The sequence below is a fragment of the Leptolyngbya sp. 7M genome, assembly GCF_018128485.1.
The window spans coordinates 4,936,165-4,952,283 of the sequence record NZ_CP070897.1; the positions used below are offsets into that span (position 1 = coordinate 4,936,165).

Consider the following 16,119-nt stretch of genomic DNA (forward strand, 5'->3'; position numbering starts at 1 on the left):
AGAATGGTCCCGTGCTGAAGAAACTTCCTAGCCACGAGTGTAACACATTCCGACTGTCAGCGACGAAGGAAGACAGGTTGGAAGGATGCGGTCACTTTATATTCGGCGGCTGGGCTTTTTTGGTGCGGACGGCAATGCCGCGATCGGCCACAAGAAAGACCGTGCGGGCATCATAGGAAGAGGTATTGATAGGCAGATAAGAAAGCTGGTAGCGGTTCTTTCTAAGTTCGTCGCAAATGGCCTTTGCCGCCTCGGCCGCTTTCTCGAACGGGAAGGCCAGTCCGCCTGTACCTTCGACCAGCTGGTTTATTACCGCTCCTGCCTTGGGCTGATTTCGCCTATACGCACCGCCGGTGCGGTCAGGAAGTTGAAGTGCATAGACCGTAATATCATGGTTCTGCAATTCGGCAAGGATCTTATCGAATTCGGTTCGGCTTCCGCGGTCAAGCCCATCGCCAATGATGACGATGGCAGTCTTCCGGTTTCCGGGCATTAGCGGGACGAGTATCTCACGTGCAGTTACTTCAAGCGCATCGAACAGATGCGGATTATTCTGTTTTCGGAACGTAGCGAGCGAGGCAGAGAGCTTATCCGCATCATCGGTCCATTCTTGAATTATCTCCGCGGTCTCATCATACGCTACAACGAAAAGTTGGTCGCCATCGTAGATCTCGTATGCAAATTCCATCGTTGCCTTTTTTAGGCGTTCGATGTCGGCACCGATGGTCTTGGAATTATCTACAAGCAAAACTATCCGCGAAGGCGATGGGTCGAAGGTAAAATTCCGGATACGCTGTTCGAAACCATTCTCATAAAGAAAAAGATTCTCGATGCGGGGAGCAGGGACGGATATTACGCGACACCAAACACTCCGTATAGATGAATCAATGGAACTAATTCGAAAATGGAGCTTCTTGATCTTGGGGGTCATCATCGCTTGCGGTGTATTTTCGCAATCGAACGGTCGTGTGGTAAATGCCCAATCTCAAACGTCCGGAAGCCCGTCTCCAACACCGACTCCACGTATCTCGGAAGACGATACGGTAATTAAGATCGAAACCGAGTTAGTAAATCTTAACGTTCGGGTTGTTGACCGTTTCAGCAGGCCGATCAGTAATCTGAAGCAATCAGAATTCGCGATCTATGAAGATAACGTTCTTCAACAGATCGAATTTTTCTCGCAATCTGAAGTCCCGACCAACTATACGATGCTTGTGGACAATTCGGGTTCGATGCGATCACAGATCGAGAAGGTGATCGAAGCAAGCAAAATACTGATCAACTCAAATCGCCCGGCTGATGAAACCAGCGTTATTCGTTTCGTGGGTCGCGACAAGATAGAGATCCTTCAAGATTTTACTTCTAACCGTGACGATCTGGAATATGCACTTGAGAATCTGCATATTGATGGAGGCCAAACAGCACTCCGTGACGCGATCTACCTAGCCGCTGACCGCGTTTCACAGTATGAAAAAGGAACAGACGACCAGGACGGAAAACGTCGAGCATTGATCCTGATCACGGACGGCGAAGACCGGGCGAGTTATTACAGCGAGAAGCAATTGTTTCAGCTTTTGAATGAATCGGATGTTCAGATCTATGCTATTGGATTTATCAAAGACCTCGATGCCAGGGGAAATTTTATTCAGAAAAGCGAACAGGCAAAAGCGAAAGCATTTTTAGAGAAACTTGCGACCGAGACCGGCGGCCGCGCATATTTTCCAAACAATGTCAGCGAACTCAATACAATAGCCCAGGAGATATCTAACGAACTACGAACGCAATATTCTATAGGATATCTTCCATCTAATGACCGAGAAGATGGAAGCTTTCGCAATATCCGTGTAGTAGTTAAAGATGGGCCGAACAAGGAGAGACGCATTGCGATAACCAGAAGCGGGCGTATCGCCGGCAAGCCTGATGGCCAGCCTGTATTGCAAAGATCCAACTAAGTTCGGATCGGTCAGACTGCTAGATCGAATACGGAGCAATAATTGTCCCAGGGGTTCATTTTTTTTCAGGAACTGATCCTGAGATCTTTTTCCTGTTTGTGTCGCCAGTTACCAGGACCGGGATCCCATGATCAACCTCTGAATGAGGACTCGGTATCACGTGAACAGCGGTTACTGTGCCAACTTTTCGCGCAGCGGCAGCTCCGGCTTCGACAGCAGCCTTTACCGCTCCTACCTCTCCGCGAACTATAGCAGTTACAAGTCCGGCGTCAACCTTTTCGTAGCCTATTAGCTTAACATTGGCCGCTTTGACCATTGCATCAGCCGCTTCGATCATTGCTACCAAACCGAAACATTCCACCATTCCAAGAGCCTGCATTAGTTAATCTCCTCAAGGTCGCGACCGATCGAAATGGATGCCGAAACAGATCCGTAATACCACCGAAGCACGAAACATCTCACCCAAAGTTTCATCTAAGATAAAGTCCGAGCGCCAATACACCCACTGTAAGCAATATCAAAATGATCGCCGTTATCATGAATCCGAAGCCCAATCCGGCTGGCTGTTCCCAAACCACCTCGCGTGGCTGACTTGTTTTGCGTCTAGGGCGTTTTGGCCGAACAGTACTTGTTTCTTTTATCTCGGCCAAATTTGACGCAGATTCGTTCGAAACCCCTAGTGCAAGCCTTTCGTTGGCCTGAAATCCGTACCCAAGCGACTGTTGATGGGGTAATTACAGTCGTAGACTGCGAGGCATTGGCCAAAGGTCAGTTGGTTGGTGATTTGGCGGCTTTGGAATCTCAGCGACAGGCCGATCCCAATCTGGAACATGAGACTCCAATCGAAGAGCTGTTTGAGGATCAGTTAGCCTGTGCCGATTTGGTGTTGCTGACTAAGGTGGATCGAGTGAATCCACAAGAGCGCCATCAGGTTGAACAGTGGCTGAAGCAAGAACTTCCTGCTGGTGTCAAGGTTGTAGCCTGTCATCGTGGTGAGATTAATCCTGAGCTGCTGTTAGGGTTTAATGCTGCCGTTGAAGACCACCTAGACCAGCGTCCCAGCCATCACGATCACGAGGCTGAGCACGACCACGATGACGAGATCCAGTCAGTTTGGCTAGGCATTGAGCGCGACTATGACCCAGCCCAATTGATTCGCCAACTCCAAGCCCTAGTACAAGAGCAAGAAATCTATCGTATCAAGGGATTTGTAGCCGTGCCTAACAAGGCTATGCGCCTAGTTCTACAAGGCGTTGGTGAACGATTTGATTACTTCTACGACCGACCCTGGCGGCCTGATGAGCCTCGTCAAACTAAGCTGGTATTGATTGGTCGCGCCCTGCAGCCTGACCAAATCGAGGCGGTGATGCAGCAAGGCTAATTTTGGCAGAGCAATTGGCCGACTCAGCGGTAGCCGCGTAACTACAACCGAGGCAGAATCTCTGGCAGCAGGTAGCTGGGAATCTGCGATAGAGCTTGATTCTGCCCAGCCAGACCGAGCTGGTTATAGAATGCCCGCACAGTTTGCAACAGGCAAGATAAGGCTGTTTGGCGTAGATTCTCGTTCTGCTCCCAACCTTGTAGGGCTAACAAATGCTGCTGCAAAGCGGCAGTTAAATGATGAGTTTGCTCAGTACCATCAGCAGCAAGAGTAGGGTTAGCATGACAATCCATGGCGATCTGATAGTGCGCCAAACCCAAGTTGTTTTGCGTAGATGACAGATCGAAATTGAGCATGGTAGTAGCTTCGTGGTTCTGGATCTGGTCAGCAGCCTTGAGTGCTGCTTCGTAGGCGGTAATTGCTTGTTGTAGGTAGGTGATCCGCTGATTGCCCAGGGAAGACTGGTTCGCTAGATGCCAATAAGCCGTGCCGAGATTATTTTGGGTAGCGGCAAAACCGGCAGGGGTGCTGTCAAGACTGCGGTACTGCAAAGCTGAGCGATAGGCCGCAATGGCCTGGTGCAAATAGTCTTGCGCCTGTTCGTACTGGGCCAGATTCCAGTAGGCGGTGCCGAGGTTGTTTTGGATCATGGCGTAGGTGAGTGGCTCTTGGTCTGGGTTGTAATGGCAGAGCGCTTGACCATAGGACTGAATTGCCTGCTTCAAGTTGAGTTCAGGCTGCTGGTGCTGGGCTAAATTCCAGTAGGTGGTACCCAAGTTATTTTGAGTGGATGCATAGCGCCAGGGATCGACCTCGGCTGGCCGATAGAGTAAAGCCTGCTGGTAAGCTTCTACTGATAATTGAAGGTTTATCACTGCTTCCTGGTAGCGAGCCAGATCGGCATAGGCGGCTCCCAGATTATTCTGCACCATGGCATAGGTCTGGGAATGCGCCTGAGGTTGAAGCGGATTGAGCGCTAGCTGATAAATTTGGACCGTTTGTTCTAAATAAAGCCTGGTGGCCTCAGGGTTGGCCTGGTTCTGGGCCATGATCCAATAGAGGCTACCCAAATCCTGCCACACAATGGCGTTGTGAATCGGGTGCCCAGTACTGCGGTCCCAAAGGACGGTGGTTTCCCGCTGATTGGTAATACCAATGGCGGCAATGTCGCGGGCTGAAATGCCAAGCCGGGCTAGGGCTTCGTTCGCTACCCCAATCTGCGAAGACCAGATCTCTTCGGCATCATGCTCGACCCAACCCGACTGGGGAAAGATTTGCGGAAATTCCTTCTGGGCCAGGGAAAGCAGATTGCCTTGGCGGTCAAACACAATGGCGCGGGAACTGGTTGTCCCTTGATCAAAGGCGAGGATGTATTGCGTCATAGAGTTGTCCTGAATTTTGACCTGATTTTCACCACGGCATGGGTTTGCCATCCCAACAGAAAACCGCCTGCGAGTCCATTATCCGGCAACATGGTTACCTAGACTACATTGGCTGCTCTCATCTGCAACCCAACGCCATCGCTTGGACAAATTCAAGCAAAGATTTGTAAATGTTTGACGCCCTGTCTTTTGACAGTGCTTGGGCTGTAGGAGATAGTTTTTTCGCTCCTAGTTTTCGTTTTCTAAGTACCTCGGCATAATTAAAAACCAGATTAAAACCCTGCAGCGCCCGCTGCGCGGGCGGCGCAGGGTTTTGGGTTTTATGTTTAATTATGCTCACCTACTTGGTTCTCATTAACAGCACGCATATGGGTAAATCTCCAACCGCTCCTAAAGCAACATCAGCCACCGAATCTCCAGGCAATCGCTTTTATCGTACCGTTTGGCGTTGGCACTTCTATGCTGGATTGTTTGTAATTCCCTTCATGCTAATTCTGGCTGCAACGGGGATTATCTATCTGTTCAAGCCTCAGCTAGACGCTATGATGTATCACAATCTGGTGGTTGTACAGCCTAACGGTACAGCTCTCGCGTTTACAGAGCAGGTCGAGCGCGCCCAGGCGGCGTTTCCCACTGCAACCGTCACTCAAATTACACCCAATATTGCGCCAGATCGCAGTACAGAAGTGCTGTTGACCACCGCAGACGAGCGCAATCTCATGGTGTTTGTCAATCCCTACACCGGTCAAGTGTTGGGTCAGCGCGATGAAGACCATAACCTGCAGGCGATTGCTCGCAAAATTCACGGTGATTTACTGATTGGTCAGACGGGTGATTATCTCGTGGAGCTAGCTGCCTGTTGGGGGCTGGTGCTGTTAATTACGGGGCTGTACCTGTGGTGGCCGCGCCATCGGTTTGCTGTACTAGGAACACTGATTCCGCGTCTATGGAGTTCAAACCAGCGCATATTCTGGCGCGATTTACATGCGGTACCCGGTTTCTATGGTCTGCTCCTGATTGGATTTCTGATCCTCACCGGCTTGCCCTGGACTGGCTTTTGGGGAGATACCTTTGCTCAGGTTTGGGGCCGATTTCCAGCTCAGATGTGGGATGAGATTCCTGAATCTACTGTCTTGACTGGCTCACTCAATCAGCGGGGTCAGGTTGTACCCTGGGCCGTAGAACAATTCCCCATGCCGCAATCCCATCTGTCTGGAGCAAATCACGCCGGCCATGATCACGGCAGTTCTGCTGCAACCAACGAAGCGGCACCTGCACCTCAGGTCAATCTCGATTTTGTGATCGCCCTTGCCCAGGCCAAAGGTGCGCCTCCCGGTTTTAGCGTCACCCTTCCAGAAGGAAAAACAGGGGTATACACAGTTTCTGCGTTCCCCAACGATCCGACGCAGGAAGTAACGATGCACATTGACCAGTACAGTGGTGAAGTATTGGCAGATGTGCGCTGGAACGACTGATGACAATATTAGCGGTGGATCTGGCAATGACGTATTAAATGGCGGTGAAGGCAACGACTTCGTCTCAGGGAATACGGGCGATGACCGCATGATCGGTGGAGCCGGTGATGATACGCTCGACTGGGATGACGGTGACGGCAACGATGTTATGAGCGGTAACGAAGGCCGAGATATCATCGAAGTCGATGGAGCGGTTACCGCCGGAGATAATTTTGTGTTAGGTAAAGCCCCCGACGGACGAGCCTTCTTTGAACGAGTTGGTTTAGATAATCCGCCAGTTGGTCAATTTAATTTGCTAGTTGATACGGCGGAAGTGTTTGATGTTAGCGGGGATGGCGGCAACGATACCTTTGTGATTAATGACCTGTCGGGTACAGGCGTTGAGCTGATCCAGTTTGATGGCGGTGAAGGTAACGATAGCATTGATGCTAGAGCTAGCAGCACCCGCATCGAAGCACTCGGCGGCGAAGGGGATGATATTCTCACAGGGGGTACTGGCACCCTTACATCCATCAATCCCAATACGAACCAACCTGTAACCCTGGGTGATTCCCTCACGGGCGGTGGCGATGCTGACAAGTTCCAGTTCTTCACCGATCCGTTCGCGAATGGCAACCCTGCTCAGAACCTAAATCAGCCTGACGTGATTACGGATTATGAACAGGGCATAGACCAAGTCGTGTTTAGCAAGCAGTTCTATGGCGATCTCAAGTTTACCCAAGGTAAAGCCAGCGAGCTGTCAGGAGACGGTAACCTGATTGTGCTCACGGGTGAGACCTTCGCTAACGCAGGACTGGCCGCTGCTGCTATTGCTGCCAATGACAACATCACGGCTGGTAAGGGTGTGTTTGTTTACTACAACAGTACCCTCAACATCAGCCGAGCCGTATACTCTTCCGACTTAGGCAAAGGCGGGCCATTCAGCGTGCAGGCCAATTACGCCAACCTAAACAGTGTGAAGTTCCAAGATACGTTCTCGGCAGCAGACTTCGCTGTGGCTTAATCAGGTTGCTGAAGCAGGTCTTGTCGATGAATCCCATTTAATTTACAAGACAAGATCTGCTTTGGCCTACCGCGTGTACACAGATTGACAATTCCCCTAATCCAATTTTCAACTTTCATGTCAGGGGGAGGACCAGTTACTGAGAGGTTTTAGCAATGAAGCAGCAGCCCCCAGATCCCAAATCACGCTCTAAGCGTCGTGCCCAAAGTGAAACAACAATTATTGCATTTAGACAACTTTCTTTTTTCCGTCATGCCGCTATAACACTGGCCCTACTCGCCGGTGGGTTCATTTTAGGCAGTCTGTTTGGTTCCTCGTATTCCACTTTGCTACAGCGGGAGGCAACCAACCTACAGACCCAACCGACTGACCCAACCCAGACCTCAGCTCCAACTGCTCCAACCGGATCCCCAGCTTGCAGTATTAGCGTCCCCACCACACCTAGCTCCACTAAAACCGTAACAAAACAAGCCGTAATCGCTGAGGTCTCCCCTGCGGACTGTGCAGCGCCAGACTGGCAGCAAACCAAAGTCCAGGTTTTATCGGGACGGTTCGGAGCCGCTTGGTGGGTAGACATATCTCCTGATGGGACACTCTTGGCTTCGGTCAGCGGTAATACCGTCGAAGTGCGAGACACGCAAACCAAAGAAACCCTGTACGTGCTGAAGGGTCATAAAGACGTAATTCACGCCATTGCCATCAGTCCCGATGGTCAAACTCTAGCAACCGGCAGTGCTGATAAAACCATCAAACTTTGGGATCTGGAAACAGGAACGCCGATGCAGCCTCACATCAACTAGGCAAACTGGGAGAGCAACCAAGTGCTGACTTTGCCATGATTGGTTTGGCGACTGCACCGAAACGCTTCCTCCGTACCATATCCAAAAGTTCTGCTCCGTCTAGCGTTCAAAAAAAGTTCCGGCTGGCGTTCTTTTTGCTTTTCTGAAATACCGCAAACCTGATATACCTCTTGAGACTGGTTCTCAAAAGCGGTGTGAAGGCAGTGATGAAACGTTGGCAATGGCTTGGATGGGCAGTCGTGGTTTCGATCGTAGGAGGCGCGGGCACGAGCGCCACCGCGATCGCAGGGGAAGTATCGACCTCACCCCAACCCTCTCCTTGGCAAGGAGAGGGAGTAGAAACAGGCGAGGGAGCGGCTTCTGGCTTCCCCCCTTACCTTACGCCGCAGGCGCATCCCCGCAGGGGCTTAGGGGGGACAGTAGAGCGAAGCGCTTCTCGCAGAGTGGGGGGTGAAAGACCTCAACTCAGCACCAATATTCCCCAACTCACTGACCTCGACCAGTCTGTAACAACTGTCGAAGAGTGGGTCGCCCAAATCGAAGCCTCGAATGGCTCCGCCACGCCAGAGGCGATCGTTCAAATTACTGGGGTGCGAGTCGAAGCCACCGAAGCAGGCTTGCAGGTGATTCTGGAAACGGCAGATGGTGTTTTGGCAGTGCCCGAAACTCGCTCGGTCGGAAATGCCCTGATTGCCGATATTACCAACGCCACGATTGCCGAGGAGTTTTCTCAGGCAACTCCGATCGAAGGGATTGCGCTGGTGAGCGTGACAAGTTTACCCGGTGACAGAGTGAGAGTTGCCATCACGGGAACCGATGCGCCGCCTGTGGCAGAAATCACTTCAGCGGCTGAAGGCTTGGCGTTTGCAGTAATGACGGGGACAGCGACTGCCGCAGAGGAAGAAGAACTTCAGGTGGTGGTGACGGGGGAGCAAGAGGAAGGTTATTATGTGCCAAATACTTCGCTAGGAACCAGAACAGACACGCCATTGCGGGACATTCCCCAATCGATCCAAATTGTGCCACGACAGGTGCTAGAAGATCGTCAGGTCAGAACCATCATCGAGGGATTGGAAAACGTTAGCGGTGTGTACTCAGCTAGCAACTTTGCTGGAGGTAGGGACTATTTCACGATTCGAGGATTTGATGCTTTTAATGTTCTCGTAAATGGACTTCCCGATCCACAAATAACGAATGATGGTGGCTTTCTCAATGTAGAACGGCTAGAGGTCTTGAGAGGTCCAGCCTCCGTTTTGTATGGAGACAGTGGATTAAGTTCGATTGGTGGAACCGTTAACTATGTGACTCGACAGCCCCTAAGCGAACCGTTTTATGAAGTGAGCGCCACGATTGGGAGTTATAACGACTATCAAGGGACGATCGATCTCTCCGGCCCGTTAAATGATTCGAGAACGGCCCTCTACAGGTTCATTGCGGGTTATCGAAGTAGTGAGACTTTCATTGACTTTAACGACAATAGAGAGCTTTCCATTGCTCCCAGTTTGAGCTTGAGCCTGGATCAAAACACCGACCTTGTTATCGAGGGTGATGTCAGTATTCAGGAAAGAAATGGACAGCAACCTGAACCAATTCCAGCAGTGGGGACTGTACTATCAAATCCTAATGGAGAAATACGCCGCAGCTTTAACGCAGTAGGACCTGTAGAAGACAAAGTCATCAATGGTAGGGTTGGATATCGCTTCGAGCACCGATTTAATGAGAACTTGAGGCTGCGAAATGCCTTCCGCTATACGTTTCGATCCTGTTTCTTAAATCCCATAAACCGCATCATCCAGACTAATGGCATACCATCTGGAACCACAATATCTGCATTTTGCAGAACAGAATTCATTTCTAGGTGCCAATGAGCTTCCATCAGCATGTGTACATTAGCCACGCAGATGATCTTGCTCAATCGCTCCTCAGCCCAGCTTGAAATTACCTCAAGTTGAGCGCTGAATGGCAAGGCGGTCACAGGACAACCAATGACCCTGACAATAGGTAAACTCACGTTTGCGACTCCCGTGCAGTAATTGCGGCTTTACACGTAAGTAGGGAGCTACTTATCACACGTAAGTAGGGGGCTACTTAACAGAGTAATACTAGCGAGAAGGTGTCTAAGATCACGTATAGAAAAAATGGAAGATACTGTATGGGTTGTATAATTTATTTTGAGTCACCTTTAGATGAGCAGTTTTGTAAATCTGTTAGGTTGCTTAACCCTGTACAGTTAAACTCAAGGTGATTTAGATTTTGCAGTTGAACAAGCCTTTTTCTACAGTGAAGCTGAATTAACAAACTTGTAGTGGCAAAACTTCCGTGTATGATATTGCAATTTGTTGCAATTTTTCTGGTGACGGTGCTCTGGACTGGGAGCAACCAAGCTGCGTGTAGTGATGCAATTGTAATCAAAATAGGTTCGCTCAGCTAGCAGCACAAGCATGAGATGTAGGCACTGCTTGCAATGATTGTTGAATTTAGTGGTTTAATTGAAGAACTTATACAACTTATACCCATCAACTGAAGTTAAATCAAACATGATTTGAAACATCGGTTGGTTACTATACAGCAAGCTTTATATTCCAGTTTTGGCTAATTCGTTTTTGGCTAATTGTTTTTGGCTGATTTGAAATCATGGCATATGTATTTGAGATAACTTGCTGGTTGAAGTGATACAAATATAGATCTGATACCCAATTGAATTGAGTAGTTATCTAGTGTCTGCGTTTTCTCGTGGTCACCTGGTTTGCTTCATATATTTTATGGTTGCTCTTTAGGTTTTACGCTACTCTCGTTTTTGTGTTTGAAATTATCAACGGCCCAACTCGCTTAGCTTTAGCTAAATTGGTTCCTTAAATATTTGATGAAGATTGCTGTTTTGTTATCGGTATCGAGCAATCTAACGTTTATTTTCAGTATCAAGGATATTAGTGTTAAGGATATCTTTTCTAGCCTCAGTTTTTCTGCAGGTCGTGTGATATGTTAGCCAGTCCTCAAAATTCCGATTGTCTAGAATCTAATCCTGGCCAGAGGGGGCAATTATCTTCGATGGAATCCTTCTGGCAGGAATGGTTGCGGGGATTTATTGCTCCAACGCCGTTAGCGGTTGCTGATGCAGTACCGCAGCAGATCTTACCCCAACAGGGAGCAAGGACGGCAATATGTCGATGTCATACCTTTCGGATTCCAGAATTGGGTACTGGCCTAGACTTACTCAGTCAATCTCACCTGAGTCTACAGTCGCTTCTACTGGGAGCTTGGGGAATTCTGCTCAGTCGTTATAGTGGGGAGACGGATGTTGTCTTTGGGGTGCAGGTTATTGATTCAATCAACGGGCAGGAGTACCTATCTCATTTGTCTGGTAACCCATTGCCTTTGCGCCTCCAAGTTGTATCAGACGTGCCTTTGATTGATTGGTTACCAATGGTTCAAAATCGTTGGAACTTGATGCAGTCGCACGGGCAAGTTTCTCTGACCCAAGTGCAAGCTTGGAGTGAGATTCCATCTACCGAGCAATTATTTGCAAGTGTTCTGTATTCTTCAATGTTTACGCTGCCCATCGTGCCGACCGCAAAATTGCTACCTGATCTAGTAAACGGAGCGACTGGTTGTTCTCCTTTGCGAACCATTCTCCTCTCAAAAACGGGGCCATGCCGTCTGGAACATTAGTTGGCATCTGAATTTCATCGATATCTAACCAGTCCATGCCAACAATTCGCTCAACGGCCAGCCCCAACATCATGTCTTGATCTTCAACTGCAATCACCGAAATCTCTGCTCGATCGGTACTTAGAGGGATAGCTCCACCCAAAAACTGGCCCAAATCAGCCACCCAAATCACTCGGCCTCGGATATTCAGCGTCCCTAGCAGTAGGGGGGAGACGTTGGGAATGGGAGTGATGCGATCAGGAGGAGCCGAAATCACTTCGCGGATGCCAGAAGCAGGCAGGGCAAATTCATCGCCGGAAGCCACAAAGAACCTCAGGTGCAGTTCGCCTTCTGGGCTTTCTAACTGCTGAAGCTCTGGAGCTTGGTCTTGGCCTCTACCTGCTAAAAAATCCGGACTTCCAATCATGCTCGACCTAACTCGCTACTGAAAATGACTTCCTACCACCTTTAACCTACCCTCAACAAAATTTTTCGTATCATTTAGTTTATGCCTTTTGTCTAACAAATTTTGCCACTATTCTACTGAACTAACCTCGCAAAAGTTGCTTTACAGTTCCAATTAGTTCAGTGGGCTGGAAGGGTTTAGCAATGTAAGCATCTGCACCTTGTTTCATACCCCAATAGCGATCGAACTCTTCGCCTTTTGAAGAACACATGACGATGGGCACATGTTGTGTCTTTGGATCGGCTTTGAGTCGGCGGCAAACTTCATAGCCATTCATGCGCGGCATGACAATATCGAGTACCACAAGATCCGGGCGATGTCCTTGAATTTTTTCTAAGGCATCCACACCATCACTGGCCACAGTGACATTCAAGCCGCTGCCCTTGAGCAGATCGGTGATCATTTTTTGTTGGGCAACACTATCTTCTACGACTAAAACAGTACTCATATGGTTCTACCTGCTCGATGCAAGAATTAACGGGCAAGGTTGATGCAGTTTCTGGATCTGCTCTTCTATCATTAAAACTTGTTCTCTTTACCCTGAGTTAACTTGACTCGCGGCATTTCAGTTCTTTCTAATTTGAATTAGCGACTGTTTGAAACGATAATCCGGATAAAGCAAATTGGGTCAGGGAACTGAGGAAATCGAGGTAGAACCCTCGCTATCAATTTCTAGCTCATCTGCCAGCGCTTTTGCTAATAATTTGTCAGGCGTAGGACGATCTGGACACCCCAAGCCGACGTATTTTTCCAGCAGCATCAGCAGTTCTCCTTCGCCAAAGGGTTTGGTCAAGTAATCCGTTGCACCGACCATGCGAGCCTTGACCCGATCAATAAACCCATCTTTCCCAGTCAGCATGATGATTGGTGTTTCCCGAAAGGCAGTGGAGGTTCGCAGCATGGCGCAAATTTCGTAGCCGTCGAGTTCGGGCATCGCAATATCGCACAGGATCAAGTCAGGTTTGAGCTGGAACACTAAGCTGAGAGCCTTGAGCGGGTTGCTGATGCTGGCGGCTTCATAGCCATGCTGGTTCAAAATTTGCTCCACTGTGGCTCGAACGGTTGCTCCATCATCAATACAAACAATGCGCGGTACTTTACCTCCTGCAGCAGCGGTTTGGGTTGTCTGCAATTGTCCTGTGTCTGAAACTTCAGGAGCCAGCAACTGTACAGTGCCTTGCCGCACATGAGGATAGATTGCTTCGGATAGTTGGGTACCGATGCCGCCAGATACAGCTCGTTTACCTCTAGGCCATCGTCACCCGATTCGCTGAAAATCTCACCTTCGGTAAAGTCGAGGCTACCGCCCACCTGCAACTCTGGCAAAATCGGATACACGCCCGTCACCCGCAGGCGAGCTGAGTCTTCATCGCCTTGAAATAAATAAACCCCTTGCAGTTGCAATGAAGGGGGAGTCAGCGCACGACGAGATTCTGTATCTGCTAATTCAGCAGCTGTTTGAGATTCAGTGGGTGGGGTCTGAGCAACAGGTGGTATGACAGGCTCAGGAGTTTCAGGGCTAGGGGTTACACCAGGAGTTCCAGGACTAGAGCTAGGTGGCGGCGGCACTTCGCCTGCCGTTCCCCTCGGATAGGTAGGGACAGGAAGGGGCGTGCGTGCTACATCGGGACGAGGATAGGCCGAGCGGGGCGGAATTGCAATGTCGGGTACAGGTGGGTTGAAGTCAAACTGCTCGGTGGGATTGCAGTCTGCTAAACACTCCTCTGAGCTGACCGTTATGGGCGCTATAGTTTGGCTCTCAGGCGTAGCTTGCCCAACTCGATCAGATGCTTCAGTTGACCGAGCTGTTACCTCCTCCGAGATTGCTCCTGGCTGGTGCGGAAGCGGAGCCCCAGTTGCAGTCTGATTAACAGCGCTTTCAGGAGGTACCGATTCAGATCTGGCTAACCGGTTCAGTTCAGAGGATGAAGCAGGAGTATCTTGGGTGGCTTTAGCATCAGGTGAAATGCTGCTCACCAATTCAGCAAAACCTGCGGTTTCTACATCGGTTGCAGGGTTCGCGTCTGCTGGCAAAGAGATGGCTACTACAGTAAATCCCAGGTAAACAACCCAGGAACTGATAGTCATCCAACCGTTGCAGAAAACGGTTTTAGACAGACTAGGCATGATTACTTTACAAAGTAGTAAGGTTAGAGCTTTGCGTCGGAATTGCTAGCAAACATAAATCGGCTTTGCAACCCGAAGGAAAATCAAAAGGCAAACTAAATGCGTTTACACGTAGAGCGCTACTGTCCCGATAACCGAATCTAGTGGCTGAAACAGTGCTTGAGCATTGCATCGCCATTAGCAAAGAGTTCAAGCTAGGCTTAAAGCTGGTGCATGGGCCACCCCACCCCGTCTGCGGGTAGGTGATTAAAAAACATTCAGGTCAACCAACTTGCCACCCGTATAACCCTCAATATCTATGTCGTTCAATCATCTTTTTTCTCAATTCACGCTGCCTTTAACTCAGCTACGGCAGCTAATGTTGCTGATCGGACTGATGCTGACCCTGATGGCTAGTAGTGGCTGCACTGCACTCAACCGCCTCAATCCCAGATTGTCTGCTCCGCCCCTCGAACTGTCGATTGTGCAAATTGAACCTAGAGGTGGGGGCAGCTATAGCGTTTCAGGAAACACAACCCTACCCGACCAGACCCGAATCACGGTTTCAGCCATTCGGTTGTTTAAGACCACAGCAGCTGGCAGTTCCAACTATGCGATCCTGGATCGGCAGATTGCAGTAGTAAACCAAGGCAGTTGGGAAACTCGACTTAACCTCTGGCAAGCGTCGCAGAACGGGCAATTTCAAGAAAGCTGGCAGGCAACCCGTGAACTCGTCCGACGCAGCGATCCCGAACCTAGCGTGACCTTTCTGGCAACTCTAGAGCCAGCCAATCAAGCAGCGACTCTACAGCAACAGGTTGAAGCCCTTGACCCATCGACACAAACCGCTATTACGCGCTTTACCACTGATGGAATTCTTGGCCCAATCCGACTTTGGTCCTTCGGCAATCCGCTTGGCTTCCAGGTTTTCGTAGGGACCGCCGGGTAAACCTTTGAGGGCTTGGCGAATGATCTTCACCGACTCCCGCATTTCTCGAATCCGCACTACATAGCGAGCGAAGCAGTCGCCTGCGGTTTCCCAATGCACATCCCAATCGAAGTCGTCGTAGCACTCGTAGTGGTCCACCCTGCGCAGGTCCCACTTGACGCCAGAGGCCCGCAGCATTGGACCAGACAGACCCCAGTTGATCGCCTCATCGCGCGTGATCGTACCCACACCTTCTACCCGTCGCCGGAAGATCGGGTTGTTGGTAATCAGCTTCTCGTACTCGTCCACTTTGGGCATAAAGTAGTCGCAGAAGTCGGCACACTTATCGACCCAGCCATAGGGCAAATCGACCGCTACGCCACCAATGCGCCAGTAGTTGTTGTTGACCATGCGGTAGCCGGTAGCTGCTTCCCACAGGTCATAGATCATTTCGCGTTCCCGGAAGATATAGAAGAAGGGGGTTTGGGCACCACAGTCAGCTAGGAAGGGGCCGAGCCAGAGCAGGTGGTTGGCAATCCGGTTCAGCTCTAGCATAATCACCCGGATGTAGCTGGCCCGTCGGGGCACCGGCACATCGGCCAACTTTTCTACCGCGTTTACGACTACAGCTTCGTTGAACATGCCCGCCGCGTAGTCCCAACGGCTGACATAGGGCACATACATGACTGGGGTGCGGTTCTCCGCGATCTTTTCCATGCCCCGATGCAAATAGCCAATCACCGGCTCACAGTCAACGACATCTTCACCGTCCAGGGTGACAATCAGGCGCAACACCCCGTGCATCGAAGGATGGTGCGGACCCATATTGAGCACCATTGGCTCGGTTTTGGTTTCAATCATGGTCATAGGTGTTTCTCTCCCCGTTCGATTGGCGCATCAGCAGGTGGGTGGGCATAGACAGCAGAGCTGGTTTGGTCTAAAACTCTAGGTCTAAAACCCTATAGTTTTGTTACGTCT

Annotated in this window: 14 protein-coding genes and 2 pseudogenes; 7 read left to right on the forward strand and 9 right to left on the reverse strand. The window is 50.0% G+C overall.

The features are described from left to right. Nucleotides 1–91 precede the first annotated feature (91 nt). Complete coding sequence (locus JVX88_RS25535) at nt 92–934, reverse strand: VWA domain-containing protein (protein ID WP_211621443.1); 843 nt, start codon at nt 932–934, stop codon at nt 92–94. On the opposite strand from JVX88_RS25535, the gene JVX88_RS25540 reads away from it, so the two are divergent. Further along, a complete protein-coding gene (locus tag JVX88_RS25540; RefSeq protein WP_211621445.1) occupies nt 921–1,952 on the forward strand; it encodes a VWA domain-containing protein in 1,032 nt (343 codons plus the stop codon). The two genes, JVX88_RS25535 and JVX88_RS25540, sit on opposite strands and share 14 nt — an antisense overlap. 55 nt (nt 1,953–2,007) lie before the next feature. Here JVX88_RS25540 and JVX88_RS25545 read toward each other — a convergent pair whose 3' ends face one another. After that, nucleotides 2,008–2,331 carry a BMC domain-containing protein gene (locus JVX88_RS25545; protein WP_211621447.1) on the reverse strand — a complete coding sequence of 108 codons (324 nt, stop codon included), beginning with the start codon at nt 2,329–2,331 and terminating at the stop codon, nt 2,008–2,010. 91 nt (nt 2,332–2,422) lie between these two features. Continuing rightward, a complete protein-coding gene (locus JVX88_RS25550; RefSeq protein WP_211629105.1) occupies nt 2,423–2,602 on the reverse strand; it encodes a hypothetical protein in 180 nt (59 codons plus the stop codon). Nucleotides 2,603–2,604: 2 nt separating this feature from the next. Between JVX88_RS25550 and JVX88_RS25555 the strand changes: the two genes are divergently transcribed. Then, a complete protein-coding gene (locus JVX88_RS25555; RefSeq protein WP_317134441.1) occupies nt 2,605–3,333 on the forward strand; it encodes a GTP-binding protein in 729 nt (242 codons plus the stop codon). Between the two features lie 41 nt (nt 3,334–3,374). Here JVX88_RS25555 and JVX88_RS43295 read toward each other — a convergent pair whose 3' ends face one another. Beyond that, complete coding sequence (locus JVX88_RS43295) at nt 3,375–4,715, reverse strand: tetratricopeptide repeat protein (protein WP_211621451.1); 1,341 nt, start codon at nt 4,713–4,715, stop codon at nt 3,375–3,377. A 368-nt stretch (nt 4,716–5,083) separates the two neighbouring features. Between JVX88_RS43295 and JVX88_RS25565 the strand changes: the two genes are divergently transcribed. The 5 genes and pseudogenes from JVX88_RS25565 to JVX88_RS44410 form a co-directional block, all read left to right on the forward strand. Next, nucleotides 5,084–6,190, forward strand: coding sequence for a PepSY-associated TM helix domain-containing protein (locus JVX88_RS25565; protein ID WP_211621453.1), 1,107 nt, complete (start codon nt 5,084–5,086; stop codon nt 6,188–6,190). Continuing rightward, nucleotides 6,171–7,193, forward strand: coding sequence for a hypothetical protein (locus tag JVX88_RS25570; protein ID WP_211621455.1), 1,023 nt, complete (start codon nt 6,171–6,173; stop codon nt 7,191–7,193). The genes JVX88_RS25565 and JVX88_RS25570 overlap by 20 nt, the downstream gene beginning before the upstream one ends. Before the next feature lie 155 nt (nt 7,194–7,348). Beyond that, the gene (locus JVX88_RS25575) at nt 7,349–7,993 is read left to right on the forward strand and encodes a WD40 repeat domain-containing protein (RefSeq protein ID WP_211621456.1); all 645 of its coding nucleotides are present in this window, start codon (nt 7,349–7,351) and stop codon (nt 7,991–7,993) included. 206 nt (nt 7,994–8,199) lie between these two features. Next, the gene (locus JVX88_RS25580) at nt 8,200–9,861 is read left to right on the forward strand and encodes a TonB-dependent receptor plug domain-containing protein (RefSeq protein ID WP_211621457.1); all 1,662 of its coding nucleotides are present in this window, start codon (nt 8,200–8,202) and stop codon (nt 9,859–9,861) included. Nucleotides 9,862–11,041: 1,180 nt separating this feature from the next. Beyond that, nucleotides 11,042–11,509 (forward strand): annotated as a pseudogene (locus JVX88_RS44410) (condensation domain-containing protein); the annotation flags it as partial. A gap of 31 nt (nt 11,510–11,540) precedes the next feature. Here JVX88_RS44410 and JVX88_RS25585 read toward each other — a convergent pair. The 5 genes and pseudogenes from JVX88_RS25585 to JVX88_RS25600 all read right to left on the reverse strand — a co-directional run. Continuing rightward, a complete protein-coding gene (locus JVX88_RS25585; protein ID WP_211621458.1) occupies nt 11,541–12,068 on the reverse strand; it encodes a chemotaxis protein CheW in 528 nt (175 codons plus the stop codon). A 121-nt stretch (nt 12,069–12,189) separates the two neighbouring features. Then, nucleotides 12,190–12,555, reverse strand: coding sequence for a response regulator transcription factor (locus tag JVX88_RS25590; protein ID WP_211621459.1), 366 nt, complete (start codon nt 12,553–12,555; stop codon nt 12,190–12,192). A gap of 180 nt (nt 12,556–12,735) precedes the next feature. Continuing rightward, the gene (locus JVX88_RS25595) at nt 12,736–13,155 is read right to left on the reverse strand and encodes a response regulator (protein ID WP_317134442.1); all 420 of its coding nucleotides are present in this window, start codon (nt 13,153–13,155) and stop codon (nt 12,736–12,738) included. Continuing rightward, nucleotides 13,140–14,234, reverse strand: coding sequence for a hypothetical protein (locus JVX88_RS43300; RefSeq protein ID WP_263975247.1), 1,095 nt, complete (start codon nt 14,232–14,234; stop codon nt 13,140–13,142). The genes JVX88_RS25595 and JVX88_RS43300 overlap by 16 nt, the downstream gene beginning before the upstream one ends. Before the next feature lie 862 nt (nt 14,235–15,096). Continuing rightward, nucleotides 15,097–16,008 (reverse strand): annotated as a pseudogene (locus JVX88_RS25600) (NAD(P)H-quinone oxidoreductase subunit H); the annotation flags it as partial. Between the last annotated feature and the right edge of the window lie 111 nt (nt 16,009–16,119).